This window comes from Autumnicola tepida, from assembly GCF_031846485.1.
In the GTDB taxonomy this organism is placed as follows: domain Bacteria; phylum Bacteroidota; class Bacteroidia; order Flavobacteriales; family Flavobacteriaceae; genus Autumnicola; species Autumnicola tepida.
The window spans coordinates 73,231-93,794 of sequence record NZ_JAVRHQ010000003.1; the positions used below are offsets into that span (position 1 = coordinate 73,231).

11 protein-coding genes are annotated in these 20,564 nt (G+C 40.7%); 3 read left to right on the forward strand and 8 right to left on the reverse strand.

Annotation, left to right across the window (positions count from 1 at the left end; genetic code table 11):
• Positions 1-30 precede the first annotated feature (30 nt).
• Positions 31-3,441 carry a transcription-repair coupling factor gene (gene mfd / locus RM553_RS04230; protein WP_311533835.1) on the forward strand — a complete coding sequence of 1,137 codons (3,411 nt, stop codon included), beginning with the start codon at positions 31-33 and terminating at the stop codon, positions 3,439-3,441.
• Between the two features lie 269 nt (positions 3,442-3,710).
• The gene (locus RM553_RS04235; protein WP_311533707.1) at positions 3,711-4,970 is read left to right on the forward strand and encodes a DUF389 domain-containing protein; all 1,260 of its coding nucleotides are present in this window, start codon (positions 3,711-3,713) and stop codon (positions 4,968-4,970) included.
• Between the two features lie 32 nt (positions 4,971-5,002).
• On the opposite strand, the gene RM553_RS04240 is transcribed toward RM553_RS04235, so the two are convergent.
• Positions 5,003-6,403, reverse strand: coding sequence for a DUF5689 domain-containing protein (locus tag RM553_RS04240; RefSeq protein WP_311533708.1), 1,401 nt, complete (start codon positions 6,401-6,403; stop codon positions 5,003-5,005).
• Between the two features lie 317 nt (positions 6,404-6,720).
• Positions 6,721-9,462, reverse strand: coding sequence for a TonB-dependent receptor (locus RM553_RS04245; RefSeq protein ID WP_311533709.1), 2,742 nt, complete (start codon positions 9,460-9,462; stop codon positions 6,721-6,723).
• A 172-nt stretch (positions 9,463-9,634) separates the two neighbouring features.
• On the opposite strand from RM553_RS04245, the gene RM553_RS04250 reads away from it, so the two are divergent.
• The gene (locus tag RM553_RS04250) at positions 9,635-10,732 is read left to right on the forward strand and encodes an endonuclease/exonuclease/phosphatase family protein (RefSeq protein ID WP_311533710.1); all 1,098 of its coding nucleotides are present in this window, start codon (positions 9,635-9,637) and stop codon (positions 10,730-10,732) included.
• A 73-nt stretch (positions 10,733-10,805) separates the two neighbouring features.
• On the opposite strand, the gene RM553_RS04255 is transcribed toward RM553_RS04250, so the two are convergent.
• The 6 genes from RM553_RS04255 to RM553_RS04280 form a co-directional block, all read right to left on the reverse strand.
• Positions 10,806-11,243 (reverse strand): hypothetical protein, encoded by a 438-nt coding sequence (locus tag RM553_RS04255; RefSeq protein ID WP_311533711.1) that lies wholly within the window; start codon positions 11,241-11,243, stop codon positions 10,806-10,808.
• A gap of 107 nt (positions 11,244-11,350) precedes the next feature.
• Positions 11,351-13,000: an Ig-like domain-containing protein gene (locus RM553_RS04260; protein WP_311533712.1), complete on the reverse strand. Its 1,650-nt coding sequence runs from the start codon at positions 12,998-13,000 to the stop codon at positions 11,351-11,353.
• Positions 13,001-13,086: 86 nt separating this feature from the next.
• Complete coding sequence (locus RM553_RS04265) at positions 13,087-14,805, reverse strand: nuclear transport factor 2 family protein (protein WP_311533713.1); 1,719 nt, start codon at positions 14,803-14,805, stop codon at positions 13,087-13,089.
• 11 nt (positions 14,806-14,816) lie between these two features.
• Entirely contained in the window at positions 14,817-17,429 is a 2,613-nt protein-coding gene (locus RM553_RS04270) for a TonB-dependent receptor (RefSeq protein WP_311533714.1), read from the reverse strand.
• Positions 17,430-17,619: 190 nt separating this feature from the next.
• Positions 17,620-19,251 carry a glucose-6-phosphate isomerase gene (gene pgi / locus RM553_RS04275; RefSeq protein ID WP_311533715.1) on the reverse strand — a complete coding sequence of 544 codons (1,632 nt, stop codon included), beginning with the start codon at positions 19,249-19,251 and terminating at the stop codon, positions 17,620-17,622.
• Positions 19,252-19,327: 76 nt separating this feature from the next.
• Positions 19,328-20,560: a M23 family metallopeptidase gene (locus RM553_RS04280; RefSeq protein WP_311533716.1), complete on the reverse strand. Its 1,233-nt coding sequence runs from the start codon at positions 20,558-20,560 to the stop codon at positions 19,328-19,330.
• Positions 20,561-20,564 lie beyond the last annotated feature (4 nt).

Sequence of the window (20,564 nt, forward strand, 5' to 3'; positions counted from 1 at the left end):
GGCATAATATCAGGAATTATCTTTGCAGGAATGAGTAAATCTGCTATTGCCCAAAGCTTTGCACAATCCCTGCCACAGCAGGAATTGCAAAATGCTATCGCCTCTATCGATTTTTCCAAAGATTCTGGCAAAGGAAAACTTCACCTGAAGGGCCTTGTAGGCTCCTCCCTTTCCTTTGTGATTTCCAACGCTTTTAAAGAAGCTGAAAACCCGTTTTTGCTGGTTTTTAACGATAAGGAAGAAGCCGCCTATTACCTGAATGACCTGGAGCAGCTAATTGGAGAAAAGCACGTGCTTTTTTACCCCGGCAGTTACCGCAGGCCTTATCAGATAGAAGAGACTGATAATGCCAACGTCTTACTTAGGGCTGAAGTTCTAAACCGTATAAATTCCCGTAAAAAACCAGCGGTTATCGTCACTTATCCCGATGCGCTTTTTGAAAAGGTGGTTACCCGGAAGGAACTGGACCGCAGCACCCTTAAAATTGCCGTTGGCGACGAGCTTTCTATCGATTTTGTGAACGAGGTGCTTTTTGAGTACAAGTTCAAAAGGGTGGATTTTGTGACTGAACCCGGAGAATTTTCTGTGCGCGGCGGGATAATAGATGTATTTTCTTTTAGTAATGATGAGCCTTACCGGATAGAATTTTTTGGGGATGAAGTAGACAGCATAAGGAGTTTTGATGTGGAAACCCAGCTTTCTACAGATAAGGTGAAGAAAATCTCTGTAATGCCGAACGTTGAAAACAAGCAGCTGGACGAGGTAAGGGAAAGTTTTCTGAAATATATTTCGGCAAATACGATTGTTTTTGTTAAAAACCTGGACTTATTTTCTGCTCAACTGGACAAGCTTTTCAGCAAAGCTGAAGAAGCTTTTAAAAGCCTTTCTGAAGAAGTAAAGCACAGCGAACCCGAAGAACTTTTCTGCAATGCTGAAATTATCAAAAAACAGCTGCTGGATTTTGCGGTGGTAGAATTAAGCAATCAGGCTTTTTTAAAAGATACGACGGCAAATAATGGGAAAAGTATTGAATTCAACACCAAGCCCCAGCCTTCTTTTAACAAGCAGTTCGATTTGCTTATAGACAATCTTATTGAAAACCAGGAAAACGGGTATTCCAATTATATTTTTTGCGTAAGCGAGCAACAGGCGAAACGTTTCCATGACATTTTTGATGACCAGGAACGGGAAGTAAAGTATCAAACCGTAGTACTCTCGATGTTCCAGGGGTTTATAGATGAAGAAGCCAAAAATGTTTGTTACACCGATCATCAGATCTTTGAGCGCTATCACAAATTTCACCTGAAGAACGGTTATGCCAAAAAGCAGGCGATCACACTAAAGGAGCTCACCAACCTGGAAGTAGGCGATTATGTGACGCATATTGACCACGGAATTGGAAAATTTGGCGGACTTCAGAAAATAGACGTTGAAGGCAAGATGCAGGAAGCCATTAAACTGATTTACGGCGAACGCGATATTTTGTACCTGAGCATTCACTCGCTGCACAAAATTTCAAAATATAATGGGAAAGACGGCAAACCTCCCAAGATTTACAAACTGGGGAGCAACGCCTGGAAAAACCTTAAAAACAAAACCAAGGCCCGTGTTAAGCATATCGCCTATAATTTAATTGAATTGTATGCCAAAAGAAGGCTTCAAAAAGGTTTTGCCTACGGGCCCGATTCCTATTTACAGCACGAGCTGGAGGCATCTTTTATTTATGAAGACACGCAAGACCAGAGTACGGCCACCCATGCGGTAAAAGAAGATATGGAAAACGAACGCCCCATGGACAGGCTCGTGTGCGGCGATGTTGGCTTTGGAAAGACTGAAGTGGCCATTCGTGCCGCCTTTAAAGCCGTAGATAACGGCAAACAGGTAGCCGTACTGGTGCCCACCACCATTCTCGCATTTCAGCATCACCAGACCTTTACCGAAAGGCTGAAGGATTTCCCGGTTACCGTAGATTACCTTAACCGTTTCCGTACCGCGAAGGAACGGCGGGAAACCCTTCAGGATCTTGAAAATGGGAAGATTGATATCGTAATCGGTACACATCAGCTGGTAAATAAATCGGTGAAATTTAAAGATCTCGGGCTGCTGATTGTGGATGAAGAGCAGAAATTTGGAGTTGCGGTAAAAGATAAACTAAAAACCATAAAGGAGAATGTAGATACGCTAACGCTTACGGCAACGCCAATTCCACGTACGCTTCAGTTTAGTTTAATGGCCGCCAGGGACCTGTCTACCATTACCACTCCGCCGCCAAACCGTTATCCCATAGAAAGCAGTGTGATAAGATTTTCCGAAGAAACCATACGCGACGCCGTGTCTTATGAAATCCAGCGTGGCGGCCAGGTCTTTTTTATCCATAACCGCATTGAGAATATTAAAGAAGTGGCCGGGATGATACAGCGGCTGGTTCCCGATGCCCGCATAGGGATTGGCCACGGCCAGATGGAGGGCAAAAAGCTGGAAAAACTCATGCTTAGCTTTATAAATGGCGAATTTGATGTTTTGGTTTCCACCACCATTGTGGAAAGCGGGCTGGATGTGACCAACGCGAACACTATTTTTATCAATAACGCCAATAATTTTGGCCTCTCAGACCTGCACCAGATGCGCGGCAGGGTGGGCCGAAGCAATAAGAAAGCTTTCTGTTATTTTATCACTCCGCCATATTCTGCGATGACGGAAGATGCAAGAAAAAGAATGACGGCACTAGAGCAGTTTTCTGAACTGGGCAGCGGCTTTAATATTGCCATGAAAGACCTTGAAATTCGAGGGGCCGGGGATTTACTGGGCGGCGAACAAAGCGGTTTCATCAATGAAATTGGCTTTGACACCTATCAGAAAATCCTGAACGAAGCCATTGAAGAACTGAAGGAAAATGAATTCCAGGAACTGTATAGCGAAACCGAAAAGGTGGAGGATAAGATTTTTGTAAAAGACACGCAGATAGATACCGATTTCGAAATCCTTTTCCCTGATGATTATATCAATAACATTTCTGAAAGGCTGAACCTTTACACCCAGCTTAACAATATCACTTCAGAAGAAGAACTGCAAAAATTTGAGGCTGAACTTACCGACCGTTTTGGAGAACTTCCCACCCAGGCTGTTGACCTGCTCAACAGCGTACGTATTAAATGGATCGCTTCAAAAATAGGCCTGGAAAAGGTAGTGCTGAAGCAGGGGAAAATGATTGGTTATTTTATTTCAGACCAGCAGTCGCGGTTTTACCAGACCAGTGCGTTTACCAAAGTGCTGCAGTACGTACAAACGCACCGCAACAAATGCACGATGAAGGAGAAAAAAACCCGTGCGGGGCTCAGGTTGCTGCTTACTTTTGATAAGATTACTTCTATAGAAGCTGCTCTAAAAGTTTTGGAACCGCTGGACTTTAGGGTGAAAAAAGAGGAAGATGTAGAGGCATAATACAGCTGGAAAAGAGACCTCAGAGGTTTTAAAAACCTGTGAGGTCTGAATGAAATCTTATATTTAGGTTGAAGTAATTTTTGTTACTTCGGGCGCAGTCGAGAATGGCTTTGAGATTACCAAACTTAAGCGTTTCTGGCGTTACCTAAACTAGACCACATATTCTTTCAGGAAGCCTTTCCTATTAAAACCTAAAATTGCCTTAATCCGGCTTTAACTTTTTCTGGCATTTTCTATCTTAAAGAAGATTTTATTCTAACGGTAAAAATATGCGACAACTTACCATAAAGGTACCTAAGGGTCATAAAGATCAAATTTTAGACGCGGTTTCAGAATTTGAAGGAAAAAATACAATAGATCTCTCTTCAGAAAAAGAAGATGTTTTTCTGATTTACCTTCCCAATAACAAAGTAAACGATTTTCTAAAAAAACTGGATGATTTTGAAGAGCCGGAAATCAGCTTAATTCCACGAGGTGTTATCACCCTTTATCCTCCCGCAAGTGAAGCTCCAGAGCAGGTAGCCGATGTAAAACCTAAAAGTTCTATGGAAATCTATCTTGGCGGGATCCAAAGCGTGGGCTCTATGTTTGGCTTGATTGGCTATTCTGTCGCGGCGGGCATAATCGTATGGATTGGCCTTTACACCACCACCGTTTACTTGCTTGTTGCCGCCATGTTGGTTGCACCATTCGCAGGCCCCGCCATGAATGCTGCCCTGGCCACGGCATCGGGAAAAATGCGACTTTTAATAAGCAGCCTAAAGCGCTACGGGCTGGCCATGTTAAGCGGGATTGTAACCAGCTTTATCCTAACCCTGATTTTTCCTCTGGAAACCTTAACGCCCCTCATGATAGAAGTCAGCCATGTTTCTAAAGTAGCGCTACTCCTTCCAGTTATTTCGGGCTTTGCGGGAGCCATTAACATCTGCCAGTCAGAAAGGGACAGCCTCGTCTCTGGTGCCGCCGTTGGAATTTTAGTGGCTGCGTCTCTTGCACCACCTGTAGGACTTGTTGGAGCCGGCCTGTATTTAATGGATTGGGAAATTGTTTTCAGCAGTATTTTCAGGATCATACTGCAGCTGCTTGGTATCCATCTCGCAGCCACGCTGGTTTTTTATTTCTACGGAAAAGTTACGCCAAAAGGAATTCGTTTCCTGCAGGGCAGTAAAAAACTAATGATTCTCACCAGTATAATAGCTTTTCTTGGGATAGGAGCGATGATGTTCTGGCAATTCAGCCAGCCGCCGTTTCTCCGAAAAGCAAGTATGAATACCGAACTTACCGAAGCCTTAGACAAACATCTTAAAGAGCTGGATTATATCAGGATTATTAACAAAAATGTTTATTTTACCAATACTACCATTAATGGAGAACCTACGGTGAACTTCCAGGCCACTGTTTTGCCTAAAGACACGGTTATTTCAGATGAAGCATTACAATCAGCTATTATTCAGCACCTAAAAGAAAATCTGAATTACCAGGATGAGAACATTCATGAAGTTTATGAAATTGGGGTGGTAAGGGAGTAAGTTCCTTGTAAACTGTACAAGAAGCACCAATTCTAATGAGAAAACCCGGTCACCCTCACATTATCCACATCATAAGTGGTGGTCTTGTCAGGAATTCCACCAAGATAATGAAAACCGAAATGGACCGTGCCTTCAAGGCAGGAAATATCGATTTTAGTATTGGTAAATGCCGTAGCATTCTGGCTGGACGGCCCCATTGGAATATTCGCTTCCAGTAGTTGCCATTCAGTAGTTTTAGGATTACCAGTAAAACTAGTGCTGACATAAATATTAAGTATCGTAGCATTATCAAAAGAAGCCATAACATCTGCTGAAAAAACTTCTCCGCTGCTCTGGTCCAGATTAATGCCAGGAGTAACCAGCCACGCCTCCAGCAGGTTTTCAGTAGTATTATATGCTGAAATCCTGAAATAGCGGTTGCCATTCCTGGTTCCCGGCTTGAACTTTTCACTGCCTCCGCTAACGTTAACATTGCGCCAGCCACGGTTTGCCAAAGCGGTTAATGTAGTAACATCGGTAAAATCTTCATTAAAGATCACTTCCGGCCCTTCAGCCAGATGATCTCCACATTTAAAGAATTCAGGATCGCATCTTTCACCAGAAAAATTCAAATCCTGAGGAGAATTTAATACCAGTACGTAAAAATCATCGTAGAAATCCCGGCTCAAAACTGCCTTTACACTTCCCGATTCCTGCGGAAGCAGCAAAGATTTAAAATCGGCAAATGTACTCGTAGCCAATATTGTGGTCGCTCCGGATTCACAGCTTTCCAGTTGCCGAAAACCGTCATATTCATCTATATTTTCTGATGCGAAAGAAAAAATATGCTCGTCCCTCACCAAGTTTCGGTTAAACTGAACATTATCCACCTGCACATAAAGATTTTTATAGTTTTCACTGAAGTCGGTAATCTCTAATTTAAGCGGAACAATTTCCGCAGTGATTTCAGAACGGATAAGATGATTATCGATCAAAGAATTGGGAATGGCCACCACGTCTCCCCTGTTTTGAATCCCCAGCTGAAGCACCCCATTGTTATACCACAAACTCAGGCCATCCGGTTTCACGAATACTTTTCTTCCGAAGTTGAAATTGTCGTGGAGGGAATTATCATCTACCAACATCACAATTCCCGCAGTGGGATTTTCCGGTTTATCCTGCAGCACCAGCTCTTTATAAAAATTTCCGCCTTCATCACTGGAAACCACGTAGGCTTCAAAATAGATATCAGTATCCTGAAAAGTATAAATTTTCCCTGTTTCAAGATTGAAATTTCCCTTTACTGCGGAAATGCTGGTGAGGTTCCCATCTACCAACACCTCGCTTTCCTCAATTTCAGGCAGATCAAAATCGTCGGTTTTTACGCAGGAAGTAAAAAGCAGGATTATTGCTGCCATGCTTCCAAAGAGCGTTTTATGTAAAATTGTTTTCATAATAAAGCCTGTAAATTGTTTAATTATTAACATCCCGGTTGATAGCCCAAATAGGTGCCCGGAAGATCGCGAGACAAGTTTTGCACCTCCTCTTAATACCTATAAGGTTTTGGAAACCTTGCAGGAGATAAGACCTTTCCATATTTAAATATATAATTGACCGACATTAATTTACTGTCTTCCATAATCTCATCATTTAAATTCAAATTCCAGGTACTTTCCTGCAAGGTCTTTGCGACCTTGTAGGTATTGAACCTCATGCAGAAATATTCCCTTTCTACTTATACCTACAAGGTTTTGGAAACCTTGCAGGACGTTTAAAACCGTATATAAAAGTTCATATAATACGTACTGCCGTTACCATACCAGTAGCGGGAACCAAACAGCGGCTGGTCCCGTTCATAATCTTCCTTCAGGCTTAAAAAATTGGCATTACGGGATTGCTCAAAACCTCCGGTTTTGTACAATACATCAAAAATATTATTCAGGCTACAGAAAAATCCCAGGTAATAATCTTTGATCCGCCAGGATTTGCCGCCAATCGCATTTACCAGCATATAATCATCAAATTGTTCCTGCTTCAACATCTGCCGCGCCAGCTGTTCATCATAATTTAAAATAGCCAAACCATCAGAATCTGTCCTGAAATTTGCCGTTCTGCTTAACGGACTTACATCTGCAAAGCCATGAGAGAAGAAATTCACTGTAGTCCCAAACCACCAGTAATCCGGATCGCGGTATTCAAAGCCTATTTGCGCCGCACGTTGCGGGCCACCGGCAATCCTGTAATTCTTCAAATAGGATTCCCCATAATCCACAGCATCCTGAAAACTGCTGGAAGTGAGGTAAAGATTAGGGTTATTTGAATAAATATATTGCCCGACTGCAGCTGCTGTTTTGAGTTTAATTGTGGAAGTCAGCTGACTTTCAGCGCCAAATTCCACTCCCAAGTGTTGTTTGTCTATTCCGGTCAAGACTTCCTGAACAAATGCTGTGGTTCCGGTTCTTCCCAGGCCGGAAAGTCCGTCCGCATAATAAAAGGAGATTTCGGTGGCATCAAGAATTTCAGCATAATAGCCGGTAAGGCGCAGGTTGAGTTTTGGTGAACGAAAGCGGTAACTTAAATCGGCAAATTGTAATTGTTCGCTTTCCAGGCCTTCCACAACTTCATTGTTCTGCCGGGAATTAGAGAAGGAATTCCGCAGATTTGGTGCTTTTGTGAAGTAAGCCGAATTTAGACTAAAAAGATGTTTCCCGGAGAATTTGTAAGTGCCGCCGGCTTTGAAGCCGAAATTGGTGAAATTCAAGGCTTCACTTTTATCTAAAGAGTTTTCCGGATATGTCCCATTTTGAAAAAGTCCGTTACGCTGATAAGCGGTTTGAGAAATATTTGAGGCAATAAAGAAGTCGGCCCGATTGAATTTAAACTGAATTTGCGCAAAAGCTTCAGCTATTTCCGCATTTAAGTCATAGTTATATTTAAACCGGTCTCCTTCCTCCACAATATTATTCCTATTCTGAAGGTCACTTTGAGCGGCATCTGCTTCAGAAAATGCGGAAGTTCCTTCCGCGAAAAAGTCGATGTCCAGATAACCTGTTCCACCTAAAAGATCTTTAACCGCCGCGTAATTTTCGCTTTTCAAAGAAGTATAGCTAGCCTTTGCATTAAGCTCAATATTTTCCCTAAGCCGTGCCGTAAGAATAGAATTAGCAGTAAGGGTTTGGTCATCATTACGATCTTCAGCAATAACATAAATAGCATTCCCTCCAGTAGCAGCAGAACCTAAATTTGCCGCGTATAAAGCCGGCCAGTCAATTTGCCCATTTTCAATAAAATCTTCACGGGCGCGATAAGCCGACTCGTAATTGGCATTATCATCAAAACGTAGAAAATAACCAGGCAACTTTTGATAATAGGCAGGATCTGGATTTGCTCCACCGCCAATGTAACTTTCCTGGCCATTTAAAACGGCTAGATTAGTCCCGCCAAAGTCAATCCTGGAATTGCCCACGCTGCCAAACTGGTAGGACAGGTTATTGTTAAGCTGAACTTTTTCTGAAACCTGCCAAAAATGATTAAGCATAAAAACAGGTTCTTTAATTTCCCTAATCCTGGAATTACGGATTTTGCCATTCTGGTAGCCCCAGAAGGAATTATAGCGGCGACCCTTCAGTTCAAAGACTTCTTCTGTATTTGCGGAAGATTTCCCGCGAAGATTCGGAGTATAAAAAGCGGTGAAATTGAGAGCGTGATTTGAATTCAACCTCTTTTCCACCGCAAGAAAAATGGAATTAGCATCGTAAACAGTCCCATCCGTATAGCCTTCTTCAGCAAACCTTCTGGAAACCGAAACTGAATACCACCAGTTTTTTGGCAATTCGCCGGAATTGTAGGTTCCCATTATCCTGCCGGTATAGCTCCTGTTCGAAGCAGCGTAAGAAATCCTGCCGCCTTCGCCATATTCTGAAGCCCGCATAATAATATTGGTGGTGCCGGCGGGGCCGCCAAAACTTACTTCGGAAGGGGAGCTGCCCATAGAAAATATCTGCGAACGCTGCACATCATTTAGTCCGCCCCAGTTACTCCATTGTGGCCGGCCATTGAAAATCTTGTTCATTTCAATGCCATTAATAAGCAATTTTCCCTGCTCACTATCGAAGCCCCTGGGCCGGAAAAAGGTGGCGCTAAAGTCAAAAGCCGCTGCATTCAGAAAAACATCTCGGGAGGCCTGTAATAGACCGGCAAGATTATCATAACTTCCCTCCTCTTCATTCAATTCATTATCTGAAAGGCTTATGGTGCTTATTTGCCGCTGCTCCTCAGTAAAATTGGGAATAAGTAAAATGAGGTCCAGGTTTTTAGGAGCATTCTCAATCACTATTGGAATACGCTGAATCTCGTAACCGGATTTTGTAAAAACCAGCACCTGGTTTCCCAGGGGAAGTTCTTCAGAATTAAAAATAAAATGACCTGCGGCATCAGTTTCTGTTTCCAGAAAAGTACCTTCAATTAAAACATTTATTAAATTTAAAGCTTCCAGCGTGTAGCTATCTGCCACACTACCTTCTATTGAAGCTGACTGCGAAGTTGAAATGTAGGGAAACCAATTAAGCAGCAGAATCAGAATTATATTTTTTCCCATTCATGCATAAAAAGCGAACGAATATAAATAATTATTTCATATAACTTTCATACTTTCAACAACTTAAAAGCACTATTTTTCTTACTAAATGAAAAAGCATAAAAGTCCATATTTCCTGGGTATTTTGATCATTGCCAACTTTTTTTCGGTTGAAATAGCCCGGGGACAGGAAAACAGATCTTACAAAATTTTGACCGTGGCATTCTATAATGTTGAAAATTTATTTGATACCGAAAATGATCCATTGACTTTTGATGATGACCGCACGCCTACCGGAAAGGATTTTTGGACTGAGGAAAAGTACCGCGATAAAATTGCCAATATAAGCAAGGTACTTTCTGAAATAGGCGCGGAAGTTACAGGAAGTTCCCCGGCAATTATTGGAATTTGTGAAATCGAAAACCTTGAGGTACTGGAAGCCCTGGTAAGTCATCCTAACCTCTCTTCGAAAGACTATGGAATTATTCATTATGACTCGCCGGACAGCCGCGGAGTGGATGTGGGGCTGCTTTATAGAAGGTCGATTTTCACTCCGCTGAATTCCCAATCCCGAAGGTTAATGCTTTATGAAGCCGAAGATCCTTCCAAGCGTATTTATACACGAGACCAGCTGGTGGTAAGCGGGCTGCTGAATGGAGAAGAAACACACTTTATCGTAAATCACTGGCCATCCCGAAGCGGCGGCGAGGCAAAAAGTAGTTACCGGCGGGAAAAAGCGGCTTTTCTGAATAAACAGATTATTGATTCTCTTTATCAGGTAGATCCTTACGCTAAAATTATCAGCATGGGCGATTTTAATGATGACCCAACCAACAAAAGCTTTAAAAAAGTATTACAGACAAAGGCATCGAAGGAAAACCTACAATTTCAGGAATTGTATAACCCAATGGAAAAAATGCTGAAGGAAGGCCATGGAACTTTAGCCTACCGCGACAGCTGGAATTTATTTGACCAGATCATTTTGTCCCAGGCTTTAACGGACGATGATTTCAGCAGCTTTAATTTTTATAAAGCCGGAATTTTCAATAAAGAATATCTTATCACCCCGAACGGGCAATACAAAGGTTATCCATTCCGCAGTTATGGTTACAGTGGCTATACCGGCGGCTACAGCGATCATTTTCCTGTTTTTGTCTATTTGATAAGATCCCTATCCCCCTCTAACTCCCCCGAAGGGGGAGGATGACCCAGTCTCTCTGGCAGCATTCCGCCAATTTTTTAGCTCCCTGCCCTTCTGGAGAAGGGTCGGGGATGGGAATTTAAAACCAGGCGGCCCAAGGAATTCGGGTCAATATAACCAATAAAGCCAGGGTGTAAAAAATAGCCAGGATTTTAAATTTAGGCCTGGAGGTAAGCTTTTTCTTGTGTTTGGAGTATCCAATAGTAATGAGTATAATGGCTATAAGCATCATTAACGGGTGTTCTACGTTGTACAAACGCAAAGTATCATCGGCCATAATACCTCCCATTCCTTCTTCTGCCCACATCCTAAAATATGGAGCAGTAAAATATAATAGAATTCCTATCAGCAGCTGAATGTGCGAAACGATAAGTGTAAACAGGGCAATTCTAAAATTTGTTGCGCCATATTCCTTATTACTTGCAAAACCGATAATGGCGTTAAAAGTAGCAACAAGGAGCACAATTAGTACTAAATAAGCCCAATAAGAATGTATAAACTGAATGGTAGCGTACATGAGATAGTTTTTCCGGTAAATATACCTAATAAAATAAAAAAGCCCCGGTGGCCGGGGCTTGATTTATAAGCAAAAAAGAATTTTAGAATTCCAAACAGCTGGGGAATTTATTCCCAACGGTTTTCTGCTGCCTGTCCACCCCATATAAGGGTTGCAAGATAAGGATTATCAATAAAAGGATTCCTGTTGCCCTGTGCACCTTCAATCACATTATTTCGCTGAATCTCGAAAGCAGAAACCGGATCTTCCCTGTTCCATTCAAGGAAAAGATCAAGAGAGCCTACTTCATCAAAAGAGTCGCCATAACTAAGATTTATATACATAACCATACGGGCCACATCGCCACGCCAGTCATCTCCCGGGAACCATTTATTGCCATCTACTAACTTATAGCTACCACTGCCATCTGTGTAAGGATAATTTAACCTTTCGGAATTTAATTCAATATCGGCTACCCTCATATGGTGTAGATCGTTTTCAGCTATCTCATAATTGAGCTTAGACTGAGGATAGATATGTTCAGTATTAAAAGTTTCTCCTTCTCCTGGAGGTTCCTGGGTTTGAAATTCATCATCTGGCCTGCTTTCTCCAGAATACATTAAAATCACATTATCCGGATTATCTGGATCGGCATCGGCATCATACAAATAATCATGCCTGTCTGTATAAGACAGCTGTGTAGTATGCATTTCATTTGTAAACTGAGAAAGGGACTGATAGGTAAGATCTGCATCTGCAGAGAATACCATATCCTCATAATAATCTTCCAGTTCTGATGGAATATTAAAGCTTATCGCTTCAATGACGGAAACAGTAACTGTTGCGGTAGAACAGGTCGCTTCGGCATCGTCGTCACAAATAGTATAAGCAAAAGTATCTTCCCCTGTAAAACCGGAAGCGGGACGGTAGGTAACCGTTCCATCTTCATTAAGAACTACAGTGCCCTGGCTTTGAGCTCCGTCTACTGAAGAGATTGTGGCATCATCAAGAAGATCATCATTATTTAACAGGTTACTAAAAGTCCTTTCAGATTTCGAGGCATCCATCACTGCGTTATCATCTTCTGCTGTTGGAGATCCAGTATCCTGAACAGTAACCATAATGGTAGCTGTAGAGCAATTAGGAGTTTCATCATCGTCACAAATGGTATAAGTAAAGCTATCTTCTCCTGAAAAACCTTCAGCAGGGCTGTAGATTAAATCTCCATTATCTTCTATAACAACTGATGCGTTTGTACCCTCTGTATTTACTTCTGAAATAGTTGCATTATCAATTGCATCATCATTACTCATATAATTTTTTATAGTTAAAACCTTATCTTCATCAGTTTCATAAGTATCATCAACCGCAATCGGTTCTCCTGCATCCCCTACTATAATTGTTACTGTAGCTGTGGAACAAACATCTGCATTCCCAGGAATACAGATAGTATAGGTAAAAGTATCATCTCCCTGGAAACCTTCTGGAGGCGTATAAGTATAGGTTTCGTCCCTGTTATCTTCAACCGTTCCACCTTCACTGGTATCTGAATCAAAAGAAAAAATCCTTGCGTTTCCCACCAATGCATCATTATCAAGCAACGCGTCTAAAATGAGCGGCATCCCTTCCTTCGCTGAAAGTTCATCATCAACTGCATTTAATGTCTCATTTTCCTTATCTGATTGTTCGCCACCGGTAACCGAATCGTCACCACTACAAGAATTAAGGAAATTGGCTATAAAAATCAGCAAAAATAAATTTACAAATCTGTTCTTCATACTTAATTATTTTAAAGCATTTAGCCTCTTACCTTAAAATTAAAAGGTAAGAGGCTAAAACTATAACTATATACTATTTATTAATTTTAATCCTCTACAAACCTAACCCAATTACCCGCATCGTTTTTAATTAGAGTAATAGTTTCGGTTATATTACTTCCATTATAAACATCGTAAGTGATCTCATACTTTTGACCAACTTCTGCATTAGGCGCTATTGAATTAAGCAGAATTATCATCGCTTCCTCAAGCATTTCATCACTCCAGTAGGCGGCATTACCGTTCCTTCTGTCAAAATTACTATAATTTTCCATACTGCTCACAGGATCTGGGTACTCATCTTCCAACGCAGCAGCTATAGTTCCATAATCTGATCCTGTCAAAGAATATTTTATAGTATTATCCGGAACCCAAACACCATCCGTTTTTGCAAATTGTAGTGTAGCTTCTATTACTTGAGGAACACCTAACCATTCCCCATCCTGCAATGTAAATAAAGTATATCTTATACTTTCCTCACTATCCAAATTATATGCCACCACTGCCGAACTACCACTTAAAGCATATGGATAGAGTCTTCCAAGGTAAATTCCAATTTTATATAAAGCTTCTTCCTCATCATCAAAGATAGGCTCCGACTGGCCCATTTCGGTATAATTCTCAGAAGTTAAAGTTATAGGCATGTTCCAGGAATCTCCGGTATATGCAAAAACGTTTGTAGTTTCAACCGTTGCTACAGGAACAGGATTAGTATTTATAATGTATTCATCTCCCTCCTTTATAACGGAAATCATACCGGTACCAGATGAACCACTATAAGTAGCATAACTTACCTCGAACATGGCGCCTTCCTCTGCATCTTCAAAATTTTCAGATAATACTACATTTAACGCTTCAAGAATCATAACTTCATTCCAATACGCTGGATTCCCATTTCTAATATCGAAATTGTTATAATTTGCAGCACTTGAAGCTGGTTCAGGATACTCATCCGCAAATCTTTCACCAATTAAGTCGAAGTCTGCATCAGTTATTTCGTAGGAGGTAACTCCAGCGGCAGGAACATATTTATTACCATTAAATTCAACTGTCATACTTTCTGTCCCAGCGCTGCCATCAAAAATAGCATAACTTACATTGTAAGGTTGGCCTTCAACATTTTCGAGGTTTTCCAAAAGAACAACATTAATAGCTTCCAGAATCATATCATTACTCCAGTAAGCATCAGTACCTTCCCTCCGGTCAAAATTGCTGTAATTAGCAGCACTTGAAGCAGCATCAGGGTAAGTGTCACCTAACTCCTCTTCTATAAGATCAAAATCTTCTGCGCTAATGTCAAAAGTAATTTCATTAGCTACTGCATTATAGGTAAGTTCCACAATATCCCCATTTTCAGCACCTTCAAATTTGTACTCAAGAAAATCTTGTACTTTTGAGGTTGAGACAAAGTATCCCACTTCATTCTCTACAGCGGCGTAATCTTCTTCTGTAACTGAATATTCAGTGGGTACAATTGGATCATAGACATTAAATGAGGTAATTATAGAAGTTCCATTTTGATAAACAGGAAATGCATTATTCAATACATCCGGAACTAATGTTTGTGCCTGTTCATAACTGTTGAAACCTTCGGTAGCATCGATCCCTACAGCCTCATAATCCTCTTCAGCTAAGGTATAACTTGCTTCTCCAGCAGTTAAAGTGTTATCGATTACTTCATTTGCCTCTGCCTGGAGATCATCCATAGGCTCGCAGGAAAACAAAGCAGTTCCTAGTAAAGCGAATATTAAATATACTTTTTTCATTTTTATTTTTTTTAGAAGTTAATCTTCATTCCTACTGTATATGTACGTCCAAAACCATAATATACGGAAGCATTCTGCGCATTTGAAACCAACCTTACCCTGTCCTGACCATTAGCATCCACATATTCTACTCTTCTGGTACCATCAGTGGCATCAGAAATATACTGAGTATCTAACAGGTTAAATACGTTTGCATTAATAGTGGCATCAAAAGCACCAAAAGAGAAATTATGTGTTAAACCTACATCAAAAATACCGTAATCTGGCACTTCCCATGGATCGGTAAATTCAATATCCTCATCGTTTCTTGAAGATGGATCGTACTGGGCATACATTCTTGAAAAATAATTAAAGTTTCCACGAAGAAAAGTTCTTGGCAAAACTTCTGCATTTACACCCAATGCCATTGAGGTTTGAGGCTGATTACCAACAGGAGTGTCCTCTATAAATAAATCCACTTCTTCAATCGGGTCTTGATTTTCATCAAAGAACTGTACATCCAACACATCGTTGCTCCATCTCCAATCTCCATAAGAAAACATCCCATCTATAGTTAAAATCTCCCATGGCCTGTATTCAAATTCCAGTTCAACTCCCTGGTGAAGGGCATCAACTCCCAAAAGGTTTCCAAAATACTGTTGTTCTTCTTCATTCGGGTCCTCTGGCACCACTACTATAGATTGTACCTGGGTTTTATCCAGCCATTGTGTTCTGTAAAGGTTAAGATCCACCCTTAAATTTGGACTTCTAAATCCATAACCAGCTTCTATACTAAAAATCTTTTCGTTTACAGCGTCGGGATTTACAATGTTTTCATTGTTTGGGAATACCGCATCAAAATCCGGGGCTCTTTCAAAATAGCCGATATTGGCAAAAACATTATGATTATCGGTAATATTGTAATTAGCACCACCTTTAGCCATAAAACCAAGAAAATTTTCAAAATCAGTCTCCTGCATAGGATCGGAATCTTCATAGGTAAAATAATCTATTCTTTTATTGGAAGTATTAGATCCGGACAATGCTAAAAATGCAGAGAAATCGTCTTTAGAATATTCTGCCTGTGCAAAAACTCCTTGCCACAGCACAATACCATCATTGTAATAATTAATCTTATCCCCGGTACGGGCTAAATAAGTAGGATCATTTGCATTACTATCGTCTGCCCAATACTGGCCTCCCAAAAGATCTTTTACTTCCTGGTAATGCTCTCCTTTGTAATAACGTAAATCCAAACCAGTCATCAGTTCTATATCGTCAGTAATCCTAGTAGAAAGTGTAGATAAAATTCCGTACCAGTTATGGTTATTTACCGAGTTATAAAATATTGTTCCCGAGCCATCAATTCCATTCGCCACATTTTCAGCAACAACAAGGTCTAGATTTATTGGCTCATAAGGTGCACTTCTATAAGATGAGTTTACACTTCTTAAGTTAGCATCACCGGCATATCCACCACCACCACCAGTTCCAAAAGAAACATAGGCAGATGTTGAAAGTTCGGTATTATCACTTATATTCCAATAGTGGTTTAATGAAATTTGCGGCTTATGATAATAGTTATCCTGAATGTTGACTACCTGGCCATTTAAGTATCCCCAGTCACCATTAAATTTAATCCCCCTATCACTTCTCTCGTAATCTTCTATAGTATACTGGGTTTCTCTTTGCCCATGGCGCTGAGGAGCACCAAACATTGTAAATGAAAGTTCATGGTCTTCATTTATTTTTTTTGCGACACTCAAGAAATAGTTATATCCTTCAAATTGTAATCCATCGGCAAATCTTTCTCCAGATGTTTTTGAAGCAGAAACTGTCGCAGCCCATCCATTATCCATCAAACCTGTAGAAACAGTAGCACCAAACTTCTGGTAACCATCATTACCTGTTGAAGCCATTACGTTACCACCTTTCTCAGCATCGGTAGTTTTGGTTACAATGTTAACGGTACCTCCAATGGAAGGAACAGCTACCTTAGCAGCACCAAGCCCTCTTTGCACCTGCATGGTTCTGGTAACATCTGATAGACCAGCCCAGTTACTCCAATAAACAGCTCCGTTTTCCATATCATTTACCGGAACCCCGTTAATCATTACAGCGATATTATCAGAACTAAAGCCACGCATCCTCATTTGAGCATCTCCAAAACCACCTCCGCCTTTGGTTACATAAACACTGGGAGTAGAATTTAAAATTTCTGGAAATTCCTGGTTTCCAAGCTTAGTTTCAATTTCTTCCGCTTTAATTGTAGAAACAGCCACAGGGGTTTTACGATCTATAGCAAGTGAATAACTTGTAACCACAATTTCGCTTAAAGCGTTATCATCAGCCACAAGAATGATATCCCCTAAATCTTCAGTTCCTCCATCCGCAATTGTGAATGGAACTTCTTTAGTTTTATAGCCTATAAAGCTAACTCTAAGGGTTCCCGTGTTCTGCCGAACATTAAGAGAGAAGTTACCATCAAAATCTGTGTTGGTACCTCTGGTTGTTCCAACTACCATTACTGTGGCACCTGGTAACGGACCATCTGTTTCGGAATCAATCACCGTACCGGTAAGAGTCCCTTGAGCAAAAATTGTAGCAGATGTTAGAAACAGCGCTAATGCTAATAATTTCCTCATTTTTTTCTTTGTTTGTTTTTGATTAGAAAATTCACGGCAAAAGAAGCTAAAAGCCCAACATCTAAGTTTAACCAAACGTTAAGATTTTTAACTTTAACATCTGCCGCGCCGCAAAACTACTGCATTTTTTCAAATCCCTGGCTATATGATATTTATGTATATCAACAGCTTTTCAACAAACAATGAAAAATTATTTAATAAAGAAATTTAGGAGGTTTTTTGTAGAAGAATCGTGATTTTGGACCGCGTTATTTTCAATTTCCTTAAGGATTTTGGAAGCTAATTGTTTTCCTAATTCCACACCCCACTGGTCATAGCTAAAAATATTCCAGATAACTCCCTGAATAAAAATCTTATGCTCATACATGGCAACAAGTTTCCCAAGGCTTTCAGGCGTAAGCTTATCTATTAAAATGGTATTGGTGGGCTTGTTTCCATCAAAAACCTTAAAAGGCAGGATCTCTTTTATTTTTTCTTCTGAAAGTGATTTTTGCTGAAGCTCTTCCCGCACCTCTCCTTCAGTTTTTCCCTGAAGCAAAGCTTCGGTTTGCGCAAAGAAATTTGCCATCAGCTTATTATGATGGTCCGTATCGTGGAAAAGGGAATTTTTAAATCCAATAAAATCCGCAGGAATTAGTTTAGTCCCCTGATGGATAAGCTGAAAGAAAGCATGCTGGGAATTTGTTCCAGGCTCTCCCCAGATAATGGTCCCGGTTTGACAATCTACTTTTTCCCCATTACGGTCCACACTTTTACCGTTGCTTTCCATAATTGCCTGTTGCAGATAAGCAGGCAACCTGTGCAGATATTGCGTATAAGGAATAATCGCCTCACTTTCGGCTCCAAAGAAATTATTGTACCAAATGCTTATAAGGGCAAGCTGCACGGGTATGTTTTCACTAAAATCTGAATTTTTGAAATGCTCGTCCATTTTTCTGGCGCCTTTCAGCAAAGCCTCAAAATTAGAATATCCAACCGCCAGGCTAATGGAAAGGCCCACCGCGCTCCAAAGTGAAAAGCGGCCACCAACCCAGTCCCACATGGGGAATATATTTTCAGGATCTATACCAAATTCCTTCACTTTTTCCACATTGCTGGAAACCGCCACAAAATGTTTTGAAACAGCTTCCTCCGGCGCCGATCTTAAAAACCAGCTCCTAATGGTAGTAGAATTAGAAAGGGTTTCCTGGGTGGTGAAGGATTTAGATACTATTATAAACAGCGTAGTCTCCGGATTAAGATCCTTAATGGTTTCGTGCACATGGTCTCCGTCTACATTGGAAACAAAATGTACATTTAAATGATTCTGATAAAACTTTAATGATTCCGTTACCATAACCGGCCCAAGATCTGAGCCTCCTATTCCTATATTTACAACATCGGTAAATCCACTCCCGGTGTAGCCCTTGCGGCTGCCTTCAATCACTTCACTGGAAAAGGACTTAATTTTTGATTTCACCTCCTCTACTTCAGGCAAAACATTCTGGCCATCTACCTTTATATCTTCGCTTTTCCCTGCTCTTAAAGCGGTATGCAACACAGGCCTTCCTTCGGTTTTATTTATAGCTTCCCCACCAAAATAAGAATCCATCGCTTCTTTAAGGCTGCACTCTTCAGCAAGTTGCAGAAGCAACTCTTTGGTTTTAGGGGTAATGCGGTTTTTGCTGTAATCGAGATAAAAATCTTCCCATTCAATTGCAAAATCTGAAGCTCGCTGCCCATCTTCAGCAAAAAGGTCTTTCATCTGTAATTGCTCCACTTCCTGGTAATGTTCTTTAAGTTTTTTCCAGGCTTCAGTTTTGGTTGGTTTTATATTTTTCATCTGATGTTTTCAATTTTTAAGGTTACACGTCCTAAAGAAATTACCACATTTTTTTCAACTAAAGGAAAAAATAATCTTAAATGTGTTTATAAGGAATTTCATCAAGCTCCTTGCGCAAAGGCTCAATAAATGCATAATATTCTTCTTTTTGCGCGTCTTCTATATGTTTGGCGGTGGGTAAATTCTGGCGATAAGGATCCACCTGTCTTCCATTTACCCAAAAACGATAACAAACATGGGGCCCCGTGGCAAGGCCGGTGCTTCCAACAAATCCAATCACATCGCCTTGCTTTACCGCCTGGCCATTCCTAACATTCCTTTTGGACATGTGTAAATATTGAGTGGTATACTTATTATTATGCCTCACTTTTACATAATTCCCATTCCCTGAAGTATAACTGGAGGCAATCACCACCCCATCTGCAGTACTTACAATAGGAGTTCCCCTAGCTGCAGCATAATCGGTTCCCAGGTGGGCTTTCCAGCGTTTTTGCACGGGATGATATCTTCTTTTACTGTACCTGGAAGAAATGCGGCTATAATCCAGGGGAGCCTTTAAAAAGAAACTTTGCAGCGCTTTGGCTTCTTCATCATAATAACTGGCCTTGCCTGTAATGCTGTCCGTTTCGTACTCAAACGCGTAATAAGGCTTGTCTGAATGTTTAAAAACCGCAGCTTCCACGCTTTCCACTCCGGCGAAAATGGTATCATCAATATATTTTTCATTATAAACCATCTTAAACTGGTCTCCTTTTTGAAGGCGGAAAAAATCGATACTCCACTGGTAAATATTAGATAATTCATAAACCAGCATATTGCTTAAACCCTGGTCCTGCATAGCTTCAGAAAGGGAAGAGGTAATCACTCCTGAAACCTCACGTTTTTTGATGGAAACCGGGCGCTTCTTTTTATAAGCCGTAACTTCATCTCCAATTCCCACTACCGTATAATCTATTTTATTGTCTTCATAGATAAAATACTGGGGCGTAAAGGCAGAATCTTTCGCTTTAAGAATCATATATTTTTTACCGGCCACTATACGCGCAGGGTTAAAGGTGTCTTTTACCTTTTCGGAAATTTCATAAACCTTCGCCAGGCCTACTCCTTCTTCCCCAAGAAGGTTTCCAAAACTGTCCCCCGGCCTGATGGTGTCTTCTACAACTTCAAAATCATCCAATACAAAACCGTACTTTTTCACTTTCGGCGCTGGTTTTACCTCTGCCACTTCCTGAATGTTTTCTACAGAATTATCATCATTACAAGCCACAAAAGCCAACATGATGAGGATTAAAAAATTTAACTTTTTCAATTTT

Excerpts from the sequence above, each read along its gene's own strand:
- RM553_RS04260 (WP_311533712.1), bottom strand. The coding sequence starts at position 13,000 with ATGAAGAACAGATTTGTAAATTTATTTTTGCTGATTTTTATAGCCAAT.
- RM553_RS04235 (WP_311533707.1), top strand. The coding sequence starts at position 3,711 with ATGCGACAACTTACCATAAAGGTACCTAAGGGTCATAAAGATCAAATT.
- RM553_RS04250 (WP_311533710.1), top strand. The coding sequence starts at position 9,635 with ATGAAAAAGCATAAAAGTCCATATTTCCTGGGTATTTTGATCATTGCC.
- RM553_RS04265 (WP_311533713.1), bottom strand. The coding sequence starts at position 14,805 with ATGAAAAAAGTATATTTAATATTCGCTTTACTAGGAACTGCTTTGTTT.
- RM553_RS04240 (WP_311533708.1), bottom strand. The coding sequence starts at position 6,403 with ATGAAAACAATTTTACATAAAACGCTCTTTGGAAGCATGGCAGCAATA.
- pgi (WP_311533715.1), bottom strand. The coding sequence starts at position 19,251 with ATGAAAAATATAAAACCAACCAAAACTGAAGCCTGGAAAAAACTTAAA.
- RM553_RS04255 (WP_311533711.1), bottom strand. The coding sequence starts at position 11,243 with ATGTACGCTACCATTCAGTTTATACATTCTTATTGGGCTTATTTAGTA.
- RM553_RS04270 (WP_311533714.1), bottom strand. The coding sequence starts at position 17,429 with ATGAGGAAATTATTAGCATTAGCGCTGTTTCTAACATCTGCTACAATT.
- mfd (WP_311533835.1), top strand. The coding sequence starts at position 31 with ATGAGTAAATCTGCTATTGCCCAAAGCTTTGCACAATCCCTGCCACAG.